The organism is Flavobacterium sp. DW-iso2 (assembly GCF_058725285.1).
In genome coordinates this window covers 96,954-121,424 of the sequence record NZ_JBZXDY010000007.1, presented here as the reverse complement: position 1 = coordinate 121,424, position 24,471 = coordinate 96,954, and the positions used below count along the sequence as shown (strand labels likewise).

Below are 24,471 nucleotides of genomic sequence, written 5' to 3'. Positions count from 1 at the left end.
GGCTTATACCTATAGTGCTTTATTATTTTATTCTTGCTTTATATTTCTTAACTGCTTTAGTTTTTCTTTCCAAACGTCTAAACTCTCTTTATGGATAGCAATGTTTTTTCTAACTTCTAAAACAATTGAATTTTCTTTTTTTGCATTTCTTGTGTTAGTAAAAAACTGAATGTTATTTTCCAATTGGAATATTTCATTTTGAACTTCTTCAATCTTGCGCATCAAGAAAATCTTTTCATTTTCTATTTTTCGAGTATCATTATTTTCAGATAAATGATCCATTCGATTAGAAAAACGCAACATGTCTGTATCTTTTTTACTCAAGCTTAATTTTTCAAAAAGCGCATCTAGGATTTTATTAAATTTCCCTTCAATATGCCTTCTCGGAAAAGGAACTTTTCCAAAATTCTTCCACGTTTCAATGTGAAGTTTTATGGCATCTAAATCGGTTTTATGATCTCCTGTCAATTGGTATTCACGCAAAGTTTCTAAATATGCTTTCTTCTTGTCAAAAGCTTCTATTTCTTCAACGCTATCTTCATCTTTTTGCTCTTTTAGCTTATTGAAATAGTGATTGCAGGCATCTTTAAACTCTTTCCAGATTTTATCTGAATATTTTCTTGGAACATGACCTATTTGCTTCCATTCGTCCTGAATTTTCTTCATGATCGGAGTAGTAGCAGCAAAATCAGTGCTTTCTTGTAATTCTTGTGCTTTAACTACCAACGCATTTTTCTTGGCTAAATTCTCATTTTGCTCTTTTTTAATGTCTTTGTAAAATGAATTTTTAAAAGAATTAAAATTTCTTACTGCTAATTTAAAAGCACCCCAAGTGTCTTCGTTAACATCTGAAGGTACTTTTCCTGCAGAGAAAAAAGCAGTTCTTAATGCTTCTACTTTTTCAATTTGAGCAAGCCATTGCGAATGAGCGTTTACTTTTACGGTCGCTAACACGGCAATCGCAGCAATAATTTCTTTTTTCTTTTCTAGATTTTCCAGTTCAGTACCTCTTAGTTTTTCAAATAAAACCTCACGTTTGTCGTGCATTTGTTTAGTCAAATCACTAAATTGGTTCCAGATGACATCACGATGTTCTTTAGAAACAGGTCCTATATCTTCTTTCCAGATTTTATGCAAGTCTTGTAATTCTCTAAAAGCTTTATTTATGTCCGCTTCATTCACAAGTTCCTCAACACGCGCCACAATCTTTTGCTTCTGCTCTAAATTATGTTTAAAATCCAAGTCTCTAGCCTCGCGATCAAGATGTAAATAGTCATAGAAATTTTCTACATGAAAATGGTAGTTATTCCATACGTGATTGTATTTGTCTTTTGGAATCGAACCCGCATTTTTCCATTGGTCTCTTAATTCATTAAAATGCTTTAAAGTATCTTTTATGTTTTCCTGCGGATTGATTAGCTCTTTTAACTCTTCAACAATAGCTAATCTATTTTCTAAATTAGATTTCAAATTCGTTTGTAAACTCTTGAAATGTGTATTTTTATTATCTCTATAAGTAGCGTAAGATTGATCAAACTTAGATTTTAAAGGGAAATGGTATTGAAAATCCTCTGTCGTATCAGGATTTTCGGCAAGATATTCCTCTTTTTTCTCTTCGATAAAATGGTTGTACTGTGTTAAAAAGGCTTTTTTAATTTCTTCAACATGATCTTTAACTGACATAACTTTATCGTTTTCAACCAGAATTTGCAGTTCATCTACAAGTTGCTCCATCGATAATGTATCATAATCTTTCATCGGGATATGGTGACGGTCTTTTAAGGTTTCGTCCTCACTTTCCTCGGCATTAGAATCATCTATTGAGTTTAACGCTTTTTGATTTGCATGTTCAGTGACGGCAGCTGTGTTAGCCACTTCTTCTTCAGGAGTGGAAACAGCATTATGTTCTACAGTCTCTGGTGTTTCAGTAGCGGTATCTTCGGTAATCGCTTCGGTTTCTGTGATTGCAGTCTCCACTTGAACAGATTCATTTGAATCATTAGCTACATTTCCATCTGCTTGTTGCAGGTTGTCATTCTTTTCTTCTAACATTTTTTCAATGTTTAAGGTTCCTATTTTATCGAAAACGAAAGATAGTAAAGGAATATTGAAATACAAAATAATTACCTTATTTATAGTCGTTTTATGTTAAATTTAGAAATTTTTTGAAGCAATTTCCTGCTATTCGCTATATCTTTTTTATCCTAAAAAAGGAGATAAAAAAGGATGCTGCTGCTATGAGAGCTGGTTTTTATAGGGTTAATAACGAGTAACTTAGCTGTTTTGTGCTAAGAATAACGTACTGAATTTAAATATCGTGGCGCAGCCATTTAACGCAGGAATATTTTATAAAGGGGATAATTATTTATTCCAGATCTTCCACGCTTTTTCGGCTTGGAAAACGAGCATATCATAGCCGTTTTTAATTTTTGCTCCTTTTTCTTTTGCCTTTTTTAGAAATTGCGTTTCGGCAGGATTGTAAATCAAGTCAAAAGCGATATGCCTATCTGTGAAGTAGTCGTACGGAATTAATGGAAATGCTTCTGTATTAGGACTTGTACCCACAGGAGTGGCGTTTATTATAATTTGGTAATTGTCAAAAGTAGTCGCATTGATTCGATTATAGTCAATACTGTTTTCTTTGGCCTCTCTGGAGACAAAGGTATATGCAATATCCAATTCATCTAAAGCAAAAGCAACTCCCTTAGAGGCGCCTCCCGTACCCAAGATTAGTGCTTTTTTATGATGTTGCTGCAATAAAGGTTCTAGTGCTTTTTTAAAGCCATAATAATCAGTATTGTAGCCTTTTATTTTTCCTTTTTTTGTAATCTTAATCGTATTGACAGCTCCAATAAGTGCTGCCTTTTTTGATAATTTATCTAAAAAAGGGATTACTGATTCTTTATATGGAATCGTAACACTCATTCCTTTTAAACTTGAATTAGTTTTTATTACTTCAGGAAAAGAAGTGATTTCTTCAATATCGAAATTTTCGTATGTGCAACCTATGAAATTTTCATTGTTGAACTTGTCAGTGAAATACCCTTTAGAAAAGGAATAGCTAATATTTCGACCTAATAAACCATATCGTTTTCTTATTATATCGGACATTTTTATTTTTTATGTTTTGCAATGTAATTCTGTACCATTTTTTTTGTCCAAACTACAGGAAACATATCTTCAAGAATAATGTAGTTGTCAAAGTTTAAACGCAAGCCATTACTCAAATGAAATTTTGCTTTCGTGTTGTCTTGAATCATAAAGTACAGTCCGGCTAAACGGTATTCTACTTCATTTTCTTCAGGATAATATTCAGAGGCTTGCAGCAAGGTTTGGATAGCACTTTCAAACTCACCTAAAAACTGAAGGATGTCCACCCAAAATAACCAAGTGTCTAATTCATGATCCCCAAACTCCACTGCTTTTCTGAAGCCAAATTCAGCTTCTTCAAAGAAATTCATATTTTTGTTTATCGTGGCATAGCGCTTCCAGTACAAACGATTTTGATTGTCAATTGCTAACGCTTTATTGACATAAAATAACGCTTTCTGATAGTTTTTTTGTCGTACATAAAAATCGGTGATTGCAATCCATCCTTTATCTAAAAGCGGATCTTCATGAACCGTCTGATTGAAAAATTTAAGTGCTAGAACTTTATTGCCTAATTTTTCATGACATTTACCTATTCGAAGCAAAGCATAACTAGTGGCATCATCTAATTCGATGGTACGGCTGTAACTTTCAATCGCCTCTTGATATTTGTTTAATCGTTCGTAAGCTTTTGCTTTTTCCATGAAAGCACCAAGGAATTCATCATCGATTAAAGTGGCATAATCAAAGGCACGAATGGCATTTTCATAATCTTTTACCCCATAATATAAACGACCCATTTGATGCCAGGCTATTTCGCTATAAGGGTTTTTATCGATGTATTTGTTCAAATAAGCGATCGCGTCTAAATTTTGATCTAAAAATTCAAAACAATACACTACATTATAAAGTGCGGATTGATCATCAAGGTCTTCTTCGAGACATTTGATAAAACTTTGTTTTGCCATTTCTAGATTATCCATAAATAGATATTCCATCCCAATTAAATTATACACATCAGCATAATCATCCGTATATTCTAAAGCAGTATTTAGTAGTTCAACCGCCTTCTCATGTTGGTCTCTTTTCGAATAAATATTTGCTTTTTGAATGAAAATTTCTTCATTCGTAGGTTCGATCGCATATAGCTCATTGAGTAATTTCTCCGCTATATCCAGTTTGTCGTCATACACGAGCATTTCCACTTGAACCAGTTTTAAACCAGTTGATTTAGGGTGTTGATCTAGTGCAAGCTTAAGTGCTTTTTTTGCCAGTGCGGCCTTACCCATATCGAGATAATGAAGAATAATTTCTTCAAATTCTTCCGAGTCAAAAAAGAGCACTTTGTTGGTTTTCAACATAGACTCAAATTTTTTAAGGGATAAGTTATAGTCTTCTTCTTCGTTGCTTAATTGCATACTTTTGTTTTTAGAATTTGGCCTATTTAAAATTAGGCATCCTTACTGCTGTTGCGAAGAAAATTTAGAATTGTTGTGAACAATTTAATTAACAAAATAATAATTATTTATTTAGCTGTTGTTATCTGTTAATCAATTTTAGTCGACAAAAGTATTTCATTCATTACTTCTAGCATTATTGCGCAACCTTCACGTATTTCATCGTCTGAAATTGTAAGTGGCGGCGTAATTCTTATCGCGCATCCTTCAAATAGTAACCAGAATAAAATAAGGCCTTTGTCTTGACATTTTAAAATCACTTCATTCGTTATTGCTGCGCTACTTGTCATTGCGGCCAGCATTAACCCTTTTCCTCGAACTTCTTGTATCAAAGGGTGTACCAAAAGTGATTTAAACAGCATTTCTTTCTCTAGAGTCTTGGGCATCAGATCGGTTTCAGTAATTTCTTGCAAAGTAGCCAGGCAGGCTGACGCAATGACAGGGTGCCCTCCAAAAGTGGTGATATGTCCCAGTTTTGGATTATCACTTAGTAAATCCATCATCACCGTTGATGCAGTAAAAGCGCCTACAGGCATTCCGCCTCCCATTCCTTTTCCCATTACAACAACATCAGGGACGACATCGTAGTTCTGGAAACCAAATAGTTTTCCTGTTCTTCCAAAGCCCGGTTGGATTTCATCAAGAATCATTAGCGCTCCCACTTCGGTGCAGCGTGTGCGTACTTTTTTTAAAAAATCATTATGAGGTTGAATAAATCCAGCACCACCTTGAATTGTTTCTAAAACTATACCTGCGGTTTTTGTCGTTATTTTCGCTAAGTCGGCTTCATTGTTAAAGGTGATAAAATCGACGTCAGGGATTAAAGGGCGAAAAATTTGTTTGCGCTCCTCAAAACCCATTATACTCATCGAGCCCATGGTATTTCCATGATAGGCATTGTGACAAGAAATCAATTGACTGCGACCCGTAACGCGTCGTGCCAGCTTTAACGCTCCTTCAATGGCTTCTGTTCCTGAGTTAACGAGATACGTCTTGTCTAAAGGTGGCGGTAGGAGAGATGCTAAAAGCTTGCAATATTCTACTGCTGGGCTTTGGGAATATTCCCCATAGACCATCACATGCGAATATTTATCCAATTGATCTTTAATGGCTTGGTTTACTCTCGGCGGTTGGTGTCCTAGCGTACAAGCCGAAACACCTGCCACAAAATCAAGGTATTTTTTATTATTGGTGTCGTAGATATAAGAACCTTTTGCATAGGATACTTCCATACCTAATGGATAGGGAGAAGTTTGTGCCTGATATTGTAAGAAATCTTGATTCACGTTTTTTGCTTAAAGTTTTAAAAAGGATAAAGAATAGTTTTTAAACTATTGGATTTACTTGTCGAGTTTTGAGTCTCCATAGAATTATCAGTACGCCAAAAATAATAAAAGGAATACTTAATACTTGTCCCATGTTTAAAGGCATCTGATTTTCAAAAGTCTCTTGATTTTCTTTAAAAAACTCGATTACTAACCGTGCTGAAAATAATAATACTAGAAAAATACCAAATAGTAAACCATCGCCTCGTTTTGTATAATTTGATTTATATAAAAATTGCAAGAGTATGAAAATTAAAAAATAAGCGAAAGCTTCATACAATTGTGTGGGGTGTCTGGGTATCAAATCATCTTTTTGAAAAACAATTCCCCAATTCCCGTTGGTTGGTTTTCCATAAATCTCCGAATTCATAAAATTACCTAACCTGATAAAAGTTGCGGCAACTGGAGCTGCGATTGCAATACGATCGAGAAGCCAAAATAGATTTATGTTGTTTTTTCTGTAAAACAATAAAATTGAGATCAACACTCCAATAATTCCACCGTGACTTGCTAAACCTTGGAAGCCAATAAATTTATATACCCCTGCAATTTTTTTTATGGGCAATATAATTTCCATTGGATGTTGAAAAAAATAAGTGGGTTCATAAAAGAAACAATGTCCTAATCTTGCTCCCAAAATTGTTCCGACAATAATATATACCAAAAGGCTAGCTAATATTTCTACTGAAACCTTTTCTTTAATAAATATTTTTTTAACGATACTATAGGCAAGTAAAATCCCGATGGCAAACAATATTCCATAATACTTTAGGGGAAAACTATCTGTTATCCAGAAAATTGTAGAGTCAGTATTCCAGTAAATAATTTTATCAGTCATATTTATAATCTATTTATCGTAGCGCTTTGATTATCAATTCTTATTCTGAAAACTACTTCTTGTCTTTCTTTTCTCCTTTGGGAGCTTGGGAACTTTTCTTTTTATCATAGTTCAAAGTTTCCTTTCGGATTTTCATCGGAACATTTTCTTTTGAATCCTCCTTTTCACCTTCTTTTATCATTTTATTGTTGAGTTCATTATCTTCATCCGAAAATATATCTTCCTTTGATTTAATCCTTTCATCACCCCGCCACACAAGCCCCTTCAGTTTTCTTGCGTTTTCTGGTAGCTCTTTTTCGGGATAGATTTCTCCGTCAATTTGCTTGAAAAAAGTAATCGTTTCGACAGCATTATCTTCTAAAATAAGATTGATTTTGCTACTCACATTTTTATTGATACCAATGAGTTCTTGTGCTTCATTACGCATATAGTAGATTACCTCTGCATTTTTTACGATATCGACATCATGTAGTTTGCCTTCTATAAACTTTCCGTAGAGATTTTGCCCTTTTACCTGATTGTATCCAGTTCCCAAGGTGTCTTTAGAGACTAGAAAGGTGTTATTGAGTACTTTGAGCGAATCGAGCTCTTGAGTAGCATTGTTTCCTATAAGATGCATCACATCGCCTGTAATCTGGTTGTCTCCATTCCATAGTACTGGGTTTCCTATCAGTTTTGTTAAAGCTGTTTTTGAACTTGAATGTATCGAGTCGCATTTTCCGCTCATGTCTGTTTTAAAAAAACGCACATTAGTATAGGCTCGAATAATTTGGTCGCCCTCTTTACCAGTCACCATTAATTTCTTACCGTGAATATAAACGGAGTCATTTTCGACAAAATTCACAGCTACCGCTCTTTTAGTGACAAACATAGAATCTTGTTTTTTATATATTTCGGCATAATGTCCCTTTACAATTCCGCGATTGATAGAATCTGTGATTTTTACATTACGGGTTGCCGAAGCGAATTCTTTATTTCGATCATAATACAAACTATCTCCTTCAATGAGTCGGTCTTCATATTTTATATAAGACTTTCTAAGGAAATGGCCCAGATTTCTTTTGGTATCATAAAACCCTTTTTCGGTATAAATATAATTTTTCTTACTAGTAATAGTGGATGGCCCAAAAAGATAGGAGTGCCCTGAATTTGTAAAATAATCCACATGATTGGATTTAATTACATAGGTAGGATTAGTGATGGTAACAGCCGTTAAGAACTGGAATTTTTTTTGATTCACATAATATTTCCCGGATTTACTTACTAATGTGTTGTCTTTATTGATAATTGTTCCTTTTGTATTGTAATATACTTCCTGGGAATTTCGATCAAAGTTTATCGTGTCCGTTGCTAAAGTAGCATCTGGAGAACTCATGAAAGCCTCGCCGGTTGCAAAAGCTTTTTTTGCATTTCCACTGTACTCCGCATATTTACTATTGAGAAATAAAGTATCTCCCTGTACTAATTGCACATTTCCAAAAGCTTTAATGTAATTTTCTTTTTGAAAATAATAGGCTTTATTGCACGTTAGGACAATACCATCGTGATTAACGCGCACGTTTCCAGTAAGTAAAAAGGCATCGGGCATTTCTGCTTGATTTACATCTGCAAAATCAGAATGTTCAACAATAATTTTTTTTGGTGCTTGTGCCAAAACTGATTTTGAACTTAGTATTGCTAAACAACAACAGATGAAAAATAGGTACTTCTTCAATGGATTTATTTTTTTTCAAATTTAAGAAAAAGGAAACAATCCTAATCTATATTAGCATTTATTTATAAATTCAAAATCATTAGGGACCAGAGGTGTTTTAATTCGTTTGTTAAGTTATGAACAAATAGATAAACTCTCTCGTTGTAGTACTTGTTTTATATGCTTTATTCGCCCGGATTAATAGAGATAAACTGGAAATTTTAAAAAAATAGATTAAATTTAAAAACTAAACGTCTAAGTCTTTATTTTTGTAAAAATGAAATCGCACAGGCAGTAAAACTAATCATAAATGATAAAAAAAACAATACTTATTGCGTCGATAATTTTAGTTCTTGTCACCGTAGCTTGTAAGACTGCAGCTTTACCAATGAATACAGAAAAAGAAAATACCACCAGAGAAAAAAAAATAGTTGTCTATCAGGTTTTTACTCGTTTGTTCGGAAATAAAAATAGAAATAACAAACCTTGGGGAACCATTGAAGAAAATGGAGTAGGGAAGTTTAATGATTTCACGGATGAAGCGCTCGATGAAATCAAGGATTTGGGAGTTAGTTATATTTGGTACACCGGAGTGCCACACCATGCTTTAGTTAGGGATTATACGGCAGTTGGCATCTCAAATGATGACCCAGATGTTGTAAAAGGGAGAGCAGGTTCTCCTTATGCCGTAAAAGATTATTACAATGTAAATCCTGATTTAGCCGTTAGTCCGGCACATCGTTTAGAAGAATTTGAAGCACTTATAGCGAGAACTCATAAGGCAGGGTTGAAGTTGATAATTGATATTGTACCCAATCATATTGCACGAAAATATGAAGGAAAAAACAATCCTGAAGGCGTTAGAGACTTTGGGGCAGATGACGATGTGTCTGTAGTCTATAAGAGGGATAATAACTTCTATTATATCCCAAACTCCCATTTTGAAGTGCCGGATACGGCTGCGCCATTAAATGGAGAAGTAAACCCAATGAGCGATGGTAAATTCACTGAAGTTCCTGCTAAGTGGACTGGGAATGGCTCTAGCATGGCAAAACCGGATAAGAACGACTGGTATGAAACGGTAAAGGTAAATTACGGTATCCGTCCAGACGGCACTAAAGATTTTCCGGAGCTTCCTGCAGGCTATGATGCAAAATCAGTGGCAGAACATTTTGACTTTTGGAACGGCAAAGAGGTACCTGATTCCTGGAAAAAATTCAAAGATATCGCATTGTTTTGGATGGCAAAGGGCGTAGATGGATTTCGATATGATATGGCCGAAATGGTTCCTTATGAGTTTTGGAGTTATATGAATTCAGCAATTAAGATGCAAAATGCAGATGCTTTTTTATTGGCAGAAGTATACAATCCTAGAGAATACCGAAATTACATTCGCTTAGGAAAAATGGATTATCTGTATGACAAGGTGGAGACCTACGATAAATTAAAAGAAGTGATTCAAGGAAAGGTGTTGCCTGACGAACTTTCAGACATTCAGCGCGGAATGAAAGATATTGAACATCATATGTTGCACTTTTTGGATAATCATGACGAGCAACGTTTGGCTAGTCCAGAATTTGCAGGTACTCCAGAAAAAGGAAAGCCTTTGATGGTTGTTTCTACAACAATTAGTTCAGCGCCTACCATGATTTATTTTGGGCAGGAAGTGGGCGAGGCTGGTAATGAAAATGGGGGTTTCGGGACACATTCCAGAACTTCAATTTTTGATTATGTCGGAGTGCCAAGTCATCAGCGTTGGATGAATAATGGCAAGTTTGACGGAGGACAACTTACAGATAAGGAAAAGTCGCTTAGAGATTTTTATAAACGATTACTTAATTTTTCTGTTAGAAGTTCTGCATTAATGGGCGAATTTCAAGAAATTCAAACCTTGAACAGGCAATTAACAATGGGTTTTGATCCAGGTATTTATGCATTCACGCGTTGGTCTGATACTCAAAAACTAATTGTGGTCACTAATTTTTCTTGGACTACCACCAGTAATTTCGAACTTAAAATTCCTTCAGATGTTATAGCAATATGGAATTTAATGGATGGTGATTACACTATTACAGACCAGATTTATAATAATAGCACAATCCTGCTGCATGTAGTCAATGGAGAAGGAAAAGCGAAGATTACAATTGCACCTTCAGAGTCCTTTATTTACCAACTATAAGGTCTTTTTAATAGATTAGTTCTACAGAATTAAAGGGTTAAACTAAAAATGCTGATGCCTACTACTTTGGTAGCTCATCAGCATTTTTTTTGCTTAGTATTGATTTTTAGTATTTTCGCCTTAGAGCGGCCTCGTAATTTTCTCCAACCTTAGCCCAGTTAATCACATTGAAAAAAGAGTCAATATAATTTCTTCTTCGGTATTGATATCCCAGGTAGTAAGCATGCTCCCATAAATCCAAAGCTAATATTGGAGTTCCAGGAACAAGAGCGTTTTTCATTAGGGGATTGTCTTGATTTTGAGTGCTTGTTATTTTTAGCTTTCCAGATTTGTCAATGACCAACCAAACCCAAGCAGAACCAAATTGATTAGTTGCCTCAGTTTTAAAAGCCGTAACAAAATTTTCATACGAGCCAAAATCTCGTGATATTATGCTTGCCAATGTATCTTTAGGTGCTCCTCCTGTATTTGGAGCCATTGATTTCCAATACAGGGTATGGTTGTAATATCCTCCAGCATTGTTTCTTAAATCAGCATTGTTTAGGTCTAACTTTGCTAAGATGTTTTCGATAGGTTGATTTTGATATTCAGTCCCAGCAATGGCATTATTAAGATTATTGGTATAGGTTAAATAATGTTTTGAATAATGCATCTCTAGCGTCAAAGGCGATATTGTGGGTGCCAGAGCATCATAACCATAAGGCAGTTTTTCCAATTGAAATGAACCGCTATTTGCTTTTACATCTTCAGGAAACCCAATAGTTACTTTTTCCTGCGCAGTAGGCAATGGTACTTCAACTACTTCCGTTAGTTTTTTGTTGTTACAAGAAACTAAAAAGCTAATTAGAAGAAAGGAATATATTAAAAGAGATATTTTTTTCATTGATAGTATTATTTTTCCGAAAGGGAATTGATTATTTCAATGTACTGCTCTTTTGCTTCATCAGCCGATAAATGGCTGATTTGCATCCAAGCATTAGTTTTAAAAGCATCCCTCAAATGATACGTTGATGTTTGCCTTGGTTCTAAAGTGCCAAAAGTGGCCTGTTTGTAGCAGGCATAGAGACGTAGCTGTACATCCTGTGGTAAAGATGCCTGAGTCATTCCAGAAGCGATAGTAACTGCTGCTTGAAATCTAGTATCTAATTCTTTTTTAATCATTATTCTTTTGTTGCAATAATAGTTTTTCCTCCAACTGCTTTTTGATTAAGCACAACATTGATTGGAGTTCCAATAGGTAAAAACAAATCGACTCTGGAACCAAATTTAATGAAGCCAGCATCAGTCCCTTGAACAACCTGCATACCTTCTTCAGCATAATTCACGATTCTACGCGCTAAGGCTCCAGCAATTTGACGGTATAAAACAGCACCAAATGTATTGTTTTCAACTACAATGGTAGTTCGTTCGTTTTCCTCACTCGCTTTTGGATGCCATGCAACAAGAAATTTCCCAGGATGGTATTTGCTAAATTTTACAATTCCACTCATTGGATAACGAGTTACATGTACGTTAATAGGTGACATGAATATAGAGACTTGCAAACGCTTGTCCTTAAAATATTCTCCTTCATAAACTTCTTCAATTACAACTACTTTTCCATCAACTGGAGCTAGTAATTGGTTTTCATTTATTATAACAGACCTTTTCGGGTTTCTGAAAAATTGTAAGATGATGACTAATATCAAGAAAGCGCCAATTTGAATTAGCTTTCTAAGCCAAATGGTGTCAATAAAATTGTCAGATAGTAATAATACAGTTGCTGTAAAAATTATACCCAGTAAAATAGTCTTGGTTCCTTCTTTATGAAACATAGTTTAAAATTTGATAAAATAAAAATACAATTGGTGCTACAAATATAACACTATCTAGTCGATCTAGCACGCCACCATGGCCCGGCATTATTTTTCCGCTGTCTTTTACCCCAGCAATCCGTTTAAATTTAGATTGAATTAAATCACCGATGGTTCCAAAGACGCCTACTATTAAGGCAATGATAATCCAAATGAATATTTTTCCTTCAGCGATCTGAATGTAATATTTTGATATTAAATAACTGGCGATAACGCAAAACACAACTCCTCCCATAAATCCTTCAATCGTTTTCTTAGGGGATATGCGTTCGAACAATTTTGTTTTTCCAATAGACTTTCCTACTATATAGGCAAAACTATCATTTGTCCATATTAATATAAAGATACTGATAAGGATTTTGGGGTTGTATCCGTTAATTCCAAATGGAATTTTTGTCATGATAACAAAGGGGAATATGATGTAACCTACTAAGTAAATGTATTTTGAAAAAGAATCAATTTGGAATATTTTAGTATCAAAAAGAAAATGAATGCATTTTAGAAAAACTAGCAATGTGAAAGAGAGCACAATCAAGTCAAATGTTTTGTTAAATTTTAACTGATAAAGTGTACCGCTTGTTGCAATTGTTATTTTATAAAAAAGGATATAAGTTGTAGCGGCAATTATAAAAGGAATAATTTTATTAATTTTAACTAAATTGCAAAATTCTACAGTAGCAATGAGGAGAAATACTCCAAACAGAATAAAGAAACTTTCTGGTGAATTTAGGATGGAGGCAATTAGTAAAATAACATAAACAGCTCCTGAAATAGATCTCTTGAGGGTTTCATTCATTTTAAAGATCTTCTAAAAGCAGCAAATAAAGATTTTTAGCGGCACTACCATATTGGGTAAAGTCTTCTTCTTTTGCTTTTTCAAAATATTTTATAGCGGTAATATTCGTTGGTATATCTCTATCGTACTTCTTTTTTATAGCAGTTAGTCCATCACTTTTTATTGCAACAATTTGTGATGTTTTTGCTACAATAACAATATTAATAGGCAATTCATTCGGTTTGTGCTGTTTTATTTGTTTTGAACAAAACAATATAGAGCCTTCTTCGGCTATTAGACTTTCGCAATTAGATAAAAGGAATTTATTTTCAACACCCTTTTCATAACTGAGTTTGTTTTCTTGGAGTAAAGTAAAAAGTTTCGGTTCAAAACATAGTACGTTACTTTCGTACCAATCATTTTCTTGAAGAATATTTTCGAATTGTTCTTTAACGTCCTCTAAATTTTCACAATATAGAAATTTACCTCCGTTTTTTTTGAAATTATAGATAAATTGTTCGTCTATCGGCATGTTGATTTTGTCCGGAAGAAAACTACTGTTTCCTTGCTCTTTTTCCTCATCTGAAGCTGAAATACTAGAACCAAAGATTTTTCTGAAAAGACTCATATTTTGTTAAGGTGCTTTATATATTAAGTTGAAACCGTCCAAAGATAAAAAAATCTTAATTCAAAAGGGGATTTTGAATTAAGATTTTAAAAATAATTAAATTAGTATCTTATTTAAGATACTTTTTCTTCAAGATTTTTATCAAAGGTTCTTTTTCCGAAAATAGCTTCTAAATCATCTTTAAAGATTACTTCTTTTTCAATTAGTATATCGGCTAGCTGATTCAGCTTGTCTTTATTCTCTTCTAAGATATCAATGGCTCTTTGGTACTGTCCTTCAATAAGTAATGAAATTTCAGTATCAATGATTTTTGCCGTTTCTTCAGAATAAGGCTTAGCAAAATTATATTCGCTTTGTCCTGTTGAATCATAATAGGTTACATTCCCTATTTTATCATTCAATCCGTAAACAGTTACCATAGCACGAGCTTGTTTGGTTACTTTTTCTAAATCGCTTAAAGCACCTGTTGAAATTCTACCAAAAGTAACTTTTTCAGCTGCTCTTCCTCCCATTGTAGCACACATTTCGTCAAGCATTTGGTCTGCACGAACAATTAAACGCTCCTCAGGTAAATACCACGCTGCTCCAAGACTTTGCCCTCTAGGAACAATAGTTACTTTGATCAGTGGTGCTGCATGTTCTAACATCCAACTTACGGTTGCGTGTCCTGCTTCATGGATAGCAATTGCTTTCTTTTCGCCAGGAGTTACAATTTTGTTTTTCTTTTCTAAACCACCAACAATCCTATCAACAGCATCTAAGAAATCTTGTTTATCAACAGCAGTTTTGTTGTATCTAGCAGCAATTAAAGCCGCTTCATTACAAACATTAGCGATATCAGCTCCTGAGAAACCAGGTGTTTGTTTAGCTAAAAATTCAGTATCAAGACCTTCCACTTTTTTTAGTGGTGCAAGATGTACTTTGAATATTTCAGCACGCTCCCGAATGTCTGGTAAGTCTACAAAGATTTGTCTGTCAAAACGACCGGCACGCATCAATGCTTTATCGAGAACATCTGCTCTGTTTGTTGCTGCTAATACAATTACATTTGAGTTGGTACCAAAACCGTCCATTTCAGTAAGTAATTGATTTAAAGTATTTTCTCTTTCGTCATTTCCACCTGACATATTGCTTTTTCCTCTTGCTCTACCTACAGCATCAATCTCATCAATAAAAATGATCGCTGGAGATTTTTCTTTCGCTTGTTTGAATAGGTCACGTACACGTGATGCTCCTACACCTACAAACATTTCAACAAAATCAGAACCTGAAAGAGAGAAAAACGGTACTTGTGCTTCTCCTGCAACTGCTTTTGCTAATAAAGTTTTTCCTGTTCCAGGAGGCCCCACAAGTAAAGCTCCTTTTGGAATTTTACCACCAAGATTAGTGTACTTCTCAGGATTTTTCAAGAATTCTACAATTTCTTGTATCTCTTCTTTTGCTCCTTCGAGTCCTGCAACATCTTTAAATGTGGTTTTTACATCTGTTTTTTCGTCAAAAAGTTTTGCTTTTGATTTTCCAATATTGAAAATTTGTCCACCGCCGCCACCGCCGCCGCCTGACATTTTTCTCATTATAAAAATCCAAACACCAATGATAATAATGATTGGAAGTAAACTGATGAAGATATCAGACCAATTGCTTTTTGATAAGAAATTAAAATCTTTTAATTTACCTTCGCTAACTGCCTTTTCTAACTTTGTTTGTAATATTTCATCATTACCAATTACAAAAGTATAGTGCGGTCCTTTGTTAGGACTGTCAAATATATCCTTTGCTACTTTTTTGTGTTCACTTAATTTTAGTGCGCTAGCAGTTAGGAAAACTTCGGCGTCCGCTTTATTATAAACGATTACTTTTTCAATTTCGCCTTTATCTAAAAGTGCATTAAATTTAGAGGATGTTAATTGTGCTGGTTCTTGCAAACTTGAGCTACCAGTTACGAAACTAATAAATAGGAAAATAAGTAGGATGGCTGTATAAACTAGCCAAGGGCTTACTTTAAATTTATTAGGAGTTGGATTATTATCTTTAGCCATTCTTCTGTTTTTCTATCTTTAGTATTTGTTTTCTATTGTAGTTATTTTTGCGTCTCCCCACAAACTTTCGATATTGTAATATTCACGTATTTGTTTTTGGAAAACATGAACTACTATATTAACATAATCCATAAGTACCCATTCTGCGTTGTCAGATCCTTCGACGTGCCATGGTTTATCTTTTAATTCTTTTGAAACAGTTTTTTGAATGGAGTTAACAATTGCGTTAACCTGTGTGTTTGAGTTTCCGTTGCATACAACAAAATAGTCGCAAACTGCGGTGTCAATATCTCTTAGGTCGAGAATATCTATGTCATTTCCTTTTACTTCTTCGATTCCCTTAATAATGTTTGCCAGAAGGTCATCATTATTTATAGTCTTTTTTGCCATGAATTATTTTTATATAAGTTTGTAAAGTTACCATTTTTTGTGATTATTTTTGGCTCTTAACATAATATTAAATTCTGTTGCATAAATAATTACAAAATGAAACTAATCAAACTCGATGCCATAGATTCAACAAATGAATTTCTTAAGGGATTATCAAATAAGCAGGAACTAGATAACTTCACCGTGGTAATTGCTGAAAAACAAACTAAAGGGAAAGGACAGATGGGGTCTGTATGGGACTCTGAGGAGGGTAAGAATCTAATATTGAGTGTTTTTATTAAGGATCCGCTGTTAAACGTAAACCAGATTTACAACCTCAATATCGCCATTGCATTAGCCGTTGTTACCGCTTTAGAAAGCTTTAATATTCCTGAATTAAGTATTAAATGGCCAAACGACATTATGTCATATAATTTTAAAATTGGTGGTATTCTGATTGAAAACAGCCTTAAAAGTGACGGAACCGTATCTTCTGTCGTGGGTTTAGGACTAAATATTAATCAAACAAATTTTGAAAATTTACCTAAAGCATCTTCATTAGCTGTAATTTGTAAAACGCAATTTGATAAAGAGCAGGTGCTTTTTAATATTATCGAAAAAATAAAACAAAATGTGGATTTAGTACAGCGCGAGCCGCAGTATTTATGGTTACAGTACACCGAGAGACTTTTTAAAAAAGGTGTTCCTATGCCTTTCAAAAATAAGTTTGATAAAAATTTTATGGGAATTATTCAGGGCGTTTCACCGATGGGAAAATTGCAGGTTTTACTAGAAGACGATTCGGTTTCACAATTTGGAATTAAAGAAATCCAAATGCTGTATTGAATAGCAAAGGGATCAATTGTTACTTTTTATTTAAGAATCAGATTAATTTTTTATCTGAATTTTGATTGTTTTTAGGAACTTTGGGTTCTGTTTTTTATTCCAATAAATGATATAGATTGTTCCTGAAATACTAGGTGTTATCCAAGCGATTAAATTTTCATATCCTAGTCCAGCTAAAATAAAAGCTGTTATTGAAGCGATCAAAGCTCCTATCATTTTTCCGATATGTTTTGATAGCCAGTTTTTATTGGTCGCTGAAATGCTTGCTTAAAAAGCAAAATCTTTGATGGTCATAAAAAGCCCAAATCCGCCAAAGAATGTAAATAGTATTCCATTTTCTAGACTGTTCAATTGGAAATATATTCTTAAAGTAACGATTACAACTGAAAAGAATAGCATAATTCCTGAAATTAATTGATCTATTAAATCGGCTTTCATTTTACGTTTAAATGTCAAAGCTCTATTTCCAGAAAGAACAAGATAGATGGTAAACAATCCAATCAAGAACAGAAATATATTTTGATGTTTTGGCATCCAGCAAATAGGTAGTGAGATAATCGAGCTTTTTATCATTCCAATCGAGAATAGTTTGCCCATTTTTTTATGTAATGACTTTCCTTTTGGAACAATAATAGTTCCAATTCCTGCAATTAAGCCAACTCAGCCAAAGAATGCATGGATGTAAATTAAAATCGTAATCGCTTGCTCCATTTTGATATTTTTTAGTTTAATGGCTCAAACTTCGGATAATGATTTACTTTTTTATAAAGTTTATTACTGAACTGTATTTTTTCAATTATGATTTGTTGTTTAACGTTTTAGTTTAGAGATAAAATAAAAAAAGCCCGATTAGAATTTCTAATCGGACTTTTAAATTGTATTAAATGTGAAACTATAGTTTAGTCATGTTTGCGGCTAAAGCTTCGATAAATTTACCAATAGGGCCTTTTATCATCATCGCCATCATCGGGTTAAAATCGCCTTCGAAATCAAGCTTAACAGCACTAGAACTATCTGAAACAGTATCAATATTTGCTATTAAAGTAAAAGGTAATTTATCGCTTGCAGCACCAAGTACCACTTTACTTGGGGCTACTTTTTCTTTCATCTTTAATTTGATTTCCGGCATCCCTTTTAATCCAAAAATAAAAGCATCTTCTCCGATTACCTCAAATTTAGCTATGTTATCTGGCATTAATTTTTCAAAGCTTTTTACATCAGTCAATAAATCAAATAATTCTTGAGCTGATTTTTGAACAGTAACTTTTGGACTTTCTAAGTTCATATTGTGTTAATTTTATTTATTTTCGACATCCCAAGTAGATGGAGTGACACTCCATTCTCTCAAGGTTTTTTCTTCTTTTTCAGTGATATAACTTTTGGCAACAGCCAGATTCAACAAATTTTGATAATTACTCAAAGTGTATAAATCAAGGTTAGCATCTTTGAAGTTTTGTTCAGCTACATCAAAACCGTAGGTAAAGATGGCTGCCATCCCTTTGATATTTGCACCAGCTGCACGCAAGGCTTCCACGGCATTCAAGCTGCTATTGCCTGTGCTAATCAAATCTTCTACAACAACTACATTCTGTCCTTTTTGTAAGAAACCTTCCACTTGGTTTTGACGCCCGTGTTTTTTAGCTTCTGGTCGAACATATACGAATGGAAGTCCCATGCTCTCGGCAACAAGTATTCCAATTCCTATTGCTCCAGTAGCAACACCGGCAATAACATCTGGTTTTCCAAATTGTTTTTCAATGTGTTTAGAAAATTCATCTCTAACATAATTTCTTATTGCTGGAAATGAGAGGATTAGGCGATTATCACAATAAATAGGTGATTTCCATCCAGAAGCCCATGTAAAAGGATTTCCTGGATTCAATTTAATTGCATTTATTTGTAAAAGCAATTCGGCTGTTTTTTCGGCAGTATCTTTATTAAAAATCATAATACAAATGTATAAAGTTTTTGTTAACGACAAACCACTTTTTTTGACAAATAAAATTTCAAAAGAAACAGATTTTCAATTGTTCTTACTGGAAAGTATAGACATTGAGCAACTTATCATAAAAATATTTCAAAATAAAATTCAAAAAGCCTATCTCTATCATCCCGATGAGAAGGAAATTATGAAGACTTTGAAAGCTAAAATTCCAGTTTGTAAAGCGGGAGGAGGCTTTGTCTATAATAGAAATGGGGAGGTTTTATTCATTTTTAGGAACGGAAAGTGGGATTTACCGAAGGGTGGAATCGAAAAAGGAGAGGAAATTGAAGATACCGCGATGCGTGAAGTCGAAGAAGAGACAGGAGTAAATCAATTGCGGGTTACAAAAAAACTCCAAAAAACGTATCATATTTTCAAACGCAACGGGAAATACAAGCTTAAAATTACCCATTGGTTTGAAATGCAATCTGATTTTGAGGGCGTACCACAAGGTCAATTAGATGAAGGTATTGAAAAAGTAGCCTGGTTGAAGCCAGAGGAAATTCCAATGGCTTTAAAAAATTCATACGAAAACATCAAATTATTATTTGAAGAAGAAGCGCTTGTTGAATAGCACTTTTTTTATAAGACAAGGTAGATTGGGTACTGTAAATGTGCTTTTTCATAATAGACGGAGTGTTTGTATACCCAGTCTAATTGGGCTTCGGAACTTTTAGCAAAAATGAGATCATCATTTTTTTTCTGTTCCAATTTCGCTTTCAGTTGCGGATTATCTTTTAAGATTTGGGCTGCAGTATCCTCAAAAACATAGTCGGAGTAGCCTTCCTTTGGCTGTAACATAGTATCGAAGAAATTCCAATTGAAAAAAGAATCAATTCCTTCGGGTTCTAATGTTTCTAATAAATATTTTACTCCTTTTTGTTGGGTCGAGACAACGAAATCACCTTTGGCGAAAGCTTTAGTTTCCTTTTTAGCGACTAATTTAGTGTCTCTATGGATGTAATGCCCTTCGTAAGCGGCACCCGAAGTTTTATAATCGGCAATTTTATAACTTTCTACTTCGATTAGACTGTCCTTTTTTAACTGGTGAAACGCAATGTTATTGCTTTTTAATAAATCAATGATATTCCAAAACGCTTTCGGGATTATATAGGCGCTAGGAATGGTTATTTCTTTTACAGATTTATATTCTTTTAGATAGCGGATGTCTTTCTTGAACGGTTTGCTTCTATCATAGAACAATCGATTTCCATTAGTAACTTCACTTTTTTTATGTCCGGCTTCGAAACCTAAAAATGAAAATTTGGAGACTTTTGTAGTGTCAATTTCCCATTTGATAGCGTAGGATTTTTTAGGCGTATACTGTTCTTCGTTTTTCAAGCGCATTTGTTTGATTTTATGGTAATTAGTATCCATAAAATCAATTGTGGAGCGCATATAATCGTAGGTTGCTTTTACTCTATCATCATATTTTTTTAGCATGTGAGTTTCTACCACAAATCCTATTGTATTAAATAACGAAGTGTAGCCTGTTGAATATCTGGGGCTGTCAAAAAACTGCATAAAACCATTGTCTGGTGTTTCGCTGAACGCATTGACATAAGGAGTAGTGGGAACATTTTTTTTCTGTAGATCAAGAACTATTGATGGCATCATTTCTTTATCCAAATAGTTGCCTAAAACAGTTCCTAACTGGTTCTGTTGTGTCATGATATATGTCAGTTTGTATTGATAGTCGGCGCCGTTGCTTACATGGTTGTCTATAAAAACATCGGGGTTTAGTTTGTGAAAGAGTTCTGCAAAACTTTTAGTATTTCTAGTGTCTGATTTAATGAAATCCCGATTCAAATCATAATTTCGACCATTGCCTCTAAAACCATAGATTTCTGGTCCGTCCTGATTCGCTCTTGTGGTCGAATTTCTATTTAAGGCGCCTCCGATATTATAAACTGGAATAGTGGATACAATCGTATTCTTTGGAATTTTAATTTTTCCTAAAGCCAAATCACGGAATAATTGCATCGTTGCATCAATTCCATCAGGTTCTCCAGCATGAATGCCGTTATTTATCAGTAGAATTGCTTTGTTCTTTTGGATTTCGTTAAGATTAAAAGACTTTTCAGGATTAAAAATTACGAGATGTAAGGGTTCACCACTGTCTGTTGTGCCCATTTCAATCATTTTTATGGTGGGGAAATCAGTTGCTAGTAGTGTATAATAATCGATAGTTTCTTTATAGGTTGCCGATTGATTTCCGTTTCCTTTTTCGAAAAAAGTACTGTATTTAGCATCTTTTTGAGCAAAATTTGACAAAGAAAACAGTAAGAATGCAACAGCGTAGAATCTCATATCTAGTTTTTTTATAGTGTAAGCCAAAAGTAATATTTTTTTAAGCGTAATTTAAAAGATAGAATTCATAAAAATGAAAATGATGTCTGAATACTAAAAACTGACGACTGACCACTTTTTTTAATTACTTTTGCAAAATGAATCAGAGACACCATTCCAACAATATACTTTTGAATTTAGGCATCGAAAGCCTAAATGAAATGCAGGAAGCAGCACAAGAAACAATCTTAAATGATAACAATGTTTTGTTGCTTTCACCTACAGGTTCAGGGAAAACCCTAGCTTTTTTATTACCTATATTAGAAATGTTACAACCCGAAATTATTTCGGTTCAATGTTTAATTCTAGTTCCTTCAAGAGAATTAGGATTGCAAATTGAGCAAGTTTGGAAAAAAATGGGGACTGAGTATAAAGTAAATGTTTGCTATGGTGGCCACTCTATCGACACAGAAATCAAGAATTTAAGTAATCCTCCAGCTGTTTTAATAGGAACTCCGGGACGTATTGCAGATCATATTGATAGAGGTACTTTTAGAACTGATAAAATACAAACCTTAATTTTAGATGAATTTGACAAATCATTGCAATTGGGTTTCCATGAGCAAATGTCATTTATCATTGGTAAATTAACCAAACTGAACAAACGCGTTTTAGTTTCGGCTACTTCAGATATCGAGATTCCAAAATATACACGAGTAGTTAATCCGACGATTTTAGACTTTATACCAGAAAACGAGCAAGAAACTAATCTTTCTACAAAATTGGTTGTTTCTAAGGAAAGAGATAAGATAGGAAGTCTGTTTAATTTGATTTGTTCATTAAAATCAGAATCGGCTATTGTTTTTTGTAATCATAGAGATGCTGCAGAGCGTATCAGCGACACTTTAAACGAAAAAGGCATCTATTCTACTTATTATCATGGCGGAATGGATCAAGATGAGAGAGAACGCGCTTTAATTCAATTTAGAAATGGAAGTGTGAGTTATTTAATCACTACTGATTTAGCAGCTCGTGGTCTGGATATTCCAGAAATGAATCATGTTATCCATTATCATTTACCTTCAAAAGAGGATGAGTTTACGCATAGAAACGGTAGAACGGCGCGTATGCTTGCTACGGGAACAGCCTATGTTATTGCTCATGAGAGTGAGAAAAAAGCAGATTATATCAACTACGGAATGGAAGTTTTTAACTTGGAAGAGACGGTTTCATTGCCAAAACCTCCTCATTATCAAACGATCTATATCAGTGGTGGAAAGAAAAACAAACTAAATAAAATCGATATTGTGGGTTTCTTTTCTCAGAAAGGAAAGCTGGAAAAAGGGGATTTAGGATTAATTGAAGTAAAAGATTTTATTTCTTTTGCGGCAGTAAAATTTAATAAAGTAAAAGACTTGCTTCATAACATTCAAGATGAAAAAATGAAAGGCAAGAAATTCAAAATTGAAGTAGCTAGGAAAGTGATTAAGAAAGAAGAGGAGTCTTAGCGCAGTGTTCATCTCAGTTAGCAGTATTCAGTTTTAAGAAAGTGTTCGGTGTTCAGTTTTTTAGTATTCAGATATTGAATGCGTTGAAGTGAAAACACTCACTTTAATTGATCGAAAAAGTATAAAAAAAACGTTAACAGAAAATGTACTGTTAACGTTTTTTTTTGTTTTAAATATGTGACTAATCACTATTTTTAGTGACCACTGATTACTATGAATTCTTCACTGACCACTAAAAACTGATTACTGAATACTATATTTTCTTCACGTATTGTGTAATAATTACGATCGTTTGTCCGTCTACTTTACCTTCAATGTATTCAGCATTTTCATGATCTAGTCTGATATTACGCACTGCAGTTCCCTGTTTTGCAACCATACTTGAACCTTTAACTTTTAAATCCTTAATCAAAACTACTGAATCACCAACTTCTAGAATAACTCCGTTGCTGTCTCTGTGAATGACTTTATTTTCATCTTCTTCGCCTTCGCCAGTCGATTGAGCCCAGGCTAAAGTATCTTCGTCTAAATACATTTGGTCGATTAATTCCTGAGGCCAACCTGCAGAACGCAAACGGCTCAACATTCTCCAAGATACCACTTGTACTGAAGTATGCTCGCTCCACATACTGTCGTTAAGACATCTCCAATGGTTTAGATCTTCATTACCCGGAGTTTCGATTTGTTCAATACAGGTAGCGCAAGCCATGATATTTTCGTCCAATCCCCCTTTTCTAGTAGGTAGTACTTCGTATACTTTTAGGTTTTCAGTTGCTGCACAAAGTTCACATTTCGATCCACTTCTTTTGCTTAATTCTCTTTCTATACTCATTATTGAAATTTGTTATGATTTGGCGAAAATACGGTTATTAAGTACTTTCTACAAGTTTATGATTATTAGTATTTGTTTTAATATTCAAAAAGTAGGAATTATTTTTTTAAAACACATATGTTCATAGATGTGAAAAAGGAATTCCATTTTGTCTAGAAAACATAGGTTTAGCTGCTTACTACAAGTTAAGCACTATTTAACTCTCACCGCCTGTGGTACCAGCATTTGGTATTCACCGCCATTACGAATTACGTCTCTTACAATACTTGAACTGATGTATGAAGTACGCGCTGCGGTCAGGAGAAATACCGTTTCTATTTTTGACAGATGTCTGTTTGTGTGTGCGATGGCTTTTTCGAATTCAAAATCGGCAGGGTTACGCAAACCACGCAGAATGAAATCCGCTTTGATTCTATGGCATAAATCAATTGTCAAACCTTCATAAGTAATCACCGTAACTTTTGGTTCGTCTTTGAATGTTTCCTCGATAAAACGCTTTCGCTCTTCTAGGGAAAACATGTACTTTTTTTCGGCATTGACCCCAATTGCAATCACTATTTCGTCAAAAAGTGAAACTCCTCTTTTTATAATGTCTTCGTGTCCTAATGTTATAGGATCAAAGGATCCGGGAAATATGGCTTTTCTCATTTTACTTTTTTCTATTTTGTCATTTCGACGAAGGAGAAATCTCTTTGTGTGGGTTTTCTCCTTCATCGAAATGACAAGTTTGTGTTAGAATTTTGTGAGGGCATTGCCCCTCATTTGT

At 34.1% G+C, this 24,471-nt stretch carries 24 protein-coding genes; 4 read left to right on the top strand and 20 right to left on the bottom strand.

What is annotated here, in order from left to right; genetic code table 11:
* Nucleotides 1–27: 27 nt before the first annotated feature.
* The 6 genes from AC4PRO_RS07010 to AC4PRO_RS06985 all read right to left on the bottom strand — a co-directional run bounded on the left by AC4PRO_RS07010 (nt 28) and on the right by AC4PRO_RS06985 (nt 8,424).
* Nucleotides 28–2,052, bottom strand: coding sequence for a DUF349 domain-containing protein (locus AC4PRO_RS07010; RefSeq protein ID WP_074722881.1), 2,025 nt, complete (start codon nt 2,050–2,052; stop codon nt 28–30).
* A 309-nt stretch (nt 2,053–2,361) separates the two neighbouring features.
* Nucleotides 2,362–3,111: a shikimate dehydrogenase family protein gene (locus AC4PRO_RS07005; protein ID WP_492116837.1), complete on the bottom strand. Its 750-nt coding sequence runs from the start codon at nt 3,109–3,111 to the stop codon at nt 2,362–2,364.
* 2 nt (nt 3,112–3,113) lie between these two features.
* The gene (locus AC4PRO_RS07000; RefSeq protein ID WP_074722879.1) at nt 3,114–4,508 is read right to left on the bottom strand and encodes a tetratricopeptide repeat protein; all 1,395 of its coding nucleotides are present in this window, start codon (nt 4,506–4,508) and stop codon (nt 3,114–3,116) included.
* A 128-nt stretch (nt 4,509–4,636) separates the two neighbouring features.
* Nucleotides 4,637–5,833, bottom strand: a complete 1,197-nt coding sequence (locus AC4PRO_RS06995; protein WP_492116836.1) for an aspartate aminotransferase family protein — start codon at nt 5,831–5,833, stop codon at nt 4,637–4,639.
* Nucleotides 5,834–5,873: 40 nt separating this feature from the next.
* Complete coding sequence (gene lgt, locus AC4PRO_RS06990) at nt 5,874–6,710, bottom strand: prolipoprotein diacylglyceryl transferase (RefSeq protein ID WP_492116835.1); 837 nt, start codon at nt 6,708–6,710, stop codon at nt 5,874–5,876.
* 52 nt (nt 6,711–6,762) lie between these two features.
* Entirely contained in the window at nt 6,763–8,424 is a 1,662-nt protein-coding gene (locus AC4PRO_RS06985; protein WP_492116834.1) for an OstA-like protein, read from the bottom strand.
* A 289-nt stretch (nt 8,425–8,713) separates the two neighbouring features.
* Here AC4PRO_RS06985 and AC4PRO_RS06980 point away from each other — a divergent pair, with 289 nt between their 5' ends.
* A complete protein-coding gene (locus AC4PRO_RS06980; protein WP_492116833.1) occupies nt 8,714–10,582 on the top strand; it encodes an alpha-amylase family protein in 1,869 nt (622 codons plus the stop codon).
* A gap of 106 nt (nt 10,583–10,688) precedes the next feature.
* On the opposite strand, the gene AC4PRO_RS06975 is transcribed toward AC4PRO_RS06980, so the two are convergent.
* The 7 genes from AC4PRO_RS06975 to rsfS form a co-directional block, all read right to left on the bottom strand.
* Nucleotides 10,689–11,465 carry a superoxide dismutase gene (locus AC4PRO_RS06975; protein ID WP_074722874.1) on the bottom strand — a complete coding sequence of 259 codons (777 nt, stop codon included), beginning with the start codon at nt 11,463–11,465 and terminating at the stop codon, nt 10,689–10,691.
* Between the two features lie 8 nt (nt 11,466–11,473).
* On the bottom strand, nt 11,474–11,743 hold the full coding sequence (locus tag AC4PRO_RS06970; RefSeq protein WP_074722873.1) for an acyl-CoA-binding protein: 270 nt from the start codon (nt 11,741–11,743) through the stop codon (nt 11,474–11,476).
* Nucleotides 11,743–12,396, bottom strand: coding sequence for a phosphatidylserine decarboxylase family protein (locus AC4PRO_RS06965; RefSeq protein WP_492116832.1), 654 nt, complete (start codon nt 12,394–12,396; stop codon nt 11,743–11,745). Before AC4PRO_RS06965 ends, AC4PRO_RS06970 begins: the two co-directional genes overlap by 1 nt.
* On the bottom strand, nt 12,386–13,231 hold the full coding sequence (locus AC4PRO_RS06960; protein WP_492116831.1) for a phosphatidate cytidylyltransferase: 846 nt from the start codon (nt 13,229–13,231) through the stop codon (nt 12,386–12,388). Before AC4PRO_RS06960 ends, AC4PRO_RS06965 begins: the two co-directional genes overlap by 11 nt.
* Before the next feature lies 1 nt (nt 13,232).
* On the bottom strand, nt 13,233–13,838 hold the full coding sequence (locus AC4PRO_RS06955; RefSeq protein ID WP_074722870.1) for a lactate utilization protein B/C: 606 nt from the start codon (nt 13,836–13,838) through the stop codon (nt 13,233–13,235).
* Nucleotides 13,839–13,951: 113 nt separating this feature from the next.
* Nucleotides 13,952–15,877: an ATP-dependent zinc metalloprotease FtsH gene (gene ftsH, locus AC4PRO_RS06950; protein WP_074722869.1), complete on the bottom strand. Its 1,926-nt coding sequence runs from the start codon at nt 15,875–15,877 to the stop codon at nt 13,952–13,954.
* A gap of 18 nt (nt 15,878–15,895) precedes the next feature.
* Entirely contained in the window at nt 15,896–16,267 is a 372-nt protein-coding gene (gene rsfS / locus AC4PRO_RS06945) for a ribosome silencing factor (RefSeq protein WP_074722868.1), read from the bottom strand.
* Between the two features lie 96 nt (nt 16,268–16,363).
* Here rsfS and AC4PRO_RS06940 point away from each other — a divergent pair, with 96 nt between their 5' ends.
* Nucleotides 16,364–17,092: a biotin--[acetyl-CoA-carboxylase] ligase gene (locus AC4PRO_RS06940; protein WP_074722867.1), complete on the top strand. Its 729-nt coding sequence runs from the start codon at nt 16,364–16,366 to the stop codon at nt 17,090–17,092.
* Between the two features lie 42 nt (nt 17,093–17,134).
* Here AC4PRO_RS06940 and AC4PRO_RS06935 read toward each other — a convergent pair whose 3' ends face one another.
* The 4 genes from AC4PRO_RS06935 to pyrE form a co-directional block, all read right to left on the bottom strand.
* Entirely contained in the window at nt 17,135–17,308 is a 174-nt protein-coding gene (locus AC4PRO_RS06935; protein ID WP_492116830.1) for a hypothetical protein, read from the bottom strand.
* Between the two features lie 51 nt (nt 17,309–17,359).
* Nucleotides 17,360–17,689, bottom strand: a complete 330-nt coding sequence (locus tag AC4PRO_RS06930) for a hypothetical protein (protein ID WP_492116829.1) — start codon at nt 17,687–17,689, stop codon at nt 17,360–17,362.
* A gap of 295 nt (nt 17,690–17,984) precedes the next feature.
* Nucleotides 17,985–18,377: an SRPBCC family protein gene (locus AC4PRO_RS06925; protein WP_492116828.1), complete on the bottom strand. Its 393-nt coding sequence runs from the start codon at nt 18,375–18,377 to the stop codon at nt 17,985–17,987.
* 12 nt (nt 18,378–18,389) lie between these two features.
* Entirely contained in the window at nt 18,390–19,040 is a 651-nt protein-coding gene (pyrE, locus tag AC4PRO_RS06920; RefSeq protein ID WP_074722865.1) for an orotate phosphoribosyltransferase, read from the bottom strand.
* Nucleotides 19,041–19,047: 7 nt separating this feature from the next.
* Between pyrE and AC4PRO_RS06915 the strand changes: the two genes are divergently transcribed.
* The gene (locus AC4PRO_RS06915) at nt 19,048–19,650 is read left to right on the top strand and encodes an NUDIX hydrolase (RefSeq protein WP_492116827.1); all 603 of its coding nucleotides are present in this window, start codon (nt 19,048–19,050) and stop codon (nt 19,648–19,650) included.
* An 8-nt stretch (nt 19,651–19,658) separates the two neighbouring features.
* Here AC4PRO_RS06915 and AC4PRO_RS06910 read toward each other — a convergent pair whose 3' ends face one another.
* Nucleotides 19,659–21,386, bottom strand: coding sequence for a M14 family metallopeptidase (locus AC4PRO_RS06910; protein ID WP_492116826.1), 1,728 nt, complete (start codon nt 21,384–21,386; stop codon nt 19,659–19,661).
* A gap of 137 nt (nt 21,387–21,523) precedes the next feature.
* Here AC4PRO_RS06910 and AC4PRO_RS06905 point away from each other — a divergent pair, with 137 nt between their 5' ends.
* Complete coding sequence (locus tag AC4PRO_RS06905; RefSeq protein ID WP_074722862.1) at nt 21,524–22,873, top strand: DEAD/DEAH box helicase; 1,350 nt, start codon at nt 21,524–21,526, stop codon at nt 22,871–22,873.
* A 253-nt stretch (nt 22,874–23,126) separates the two neighbouring features.
* On the opposite strand, the gene AC4PRO_RS06900 is transcribed toward AC4PRO_RS06905, so the two are convergent.
* Entirely contained in the window at nt 23,127–23,705 is a 579-nt protein-coding gene (locus AC4PRO_RS06900) for a PhnA domain-containing protein (RefSeq protein ID WP_492116825.1), read from the bottom strand.
* A gap of 192 nt (nt 23,706–23,897) precedes the next feature.
* The gene (coaD, locus tag AC4PRO_RS06895) at nt 23,898–24,353 is read right to left on the bottom strand and encodes a pantetheine-phosphate adenylyltransferase (protein WP_492116824.1); all 456 of its coding nucleotides are present in this window, start codon (nt 24,351–24,353) and stop codon (nt 23,898–23,900) included.
* Nucleotides 24,354–24,471: the final 118 nt, after the last annotated feature.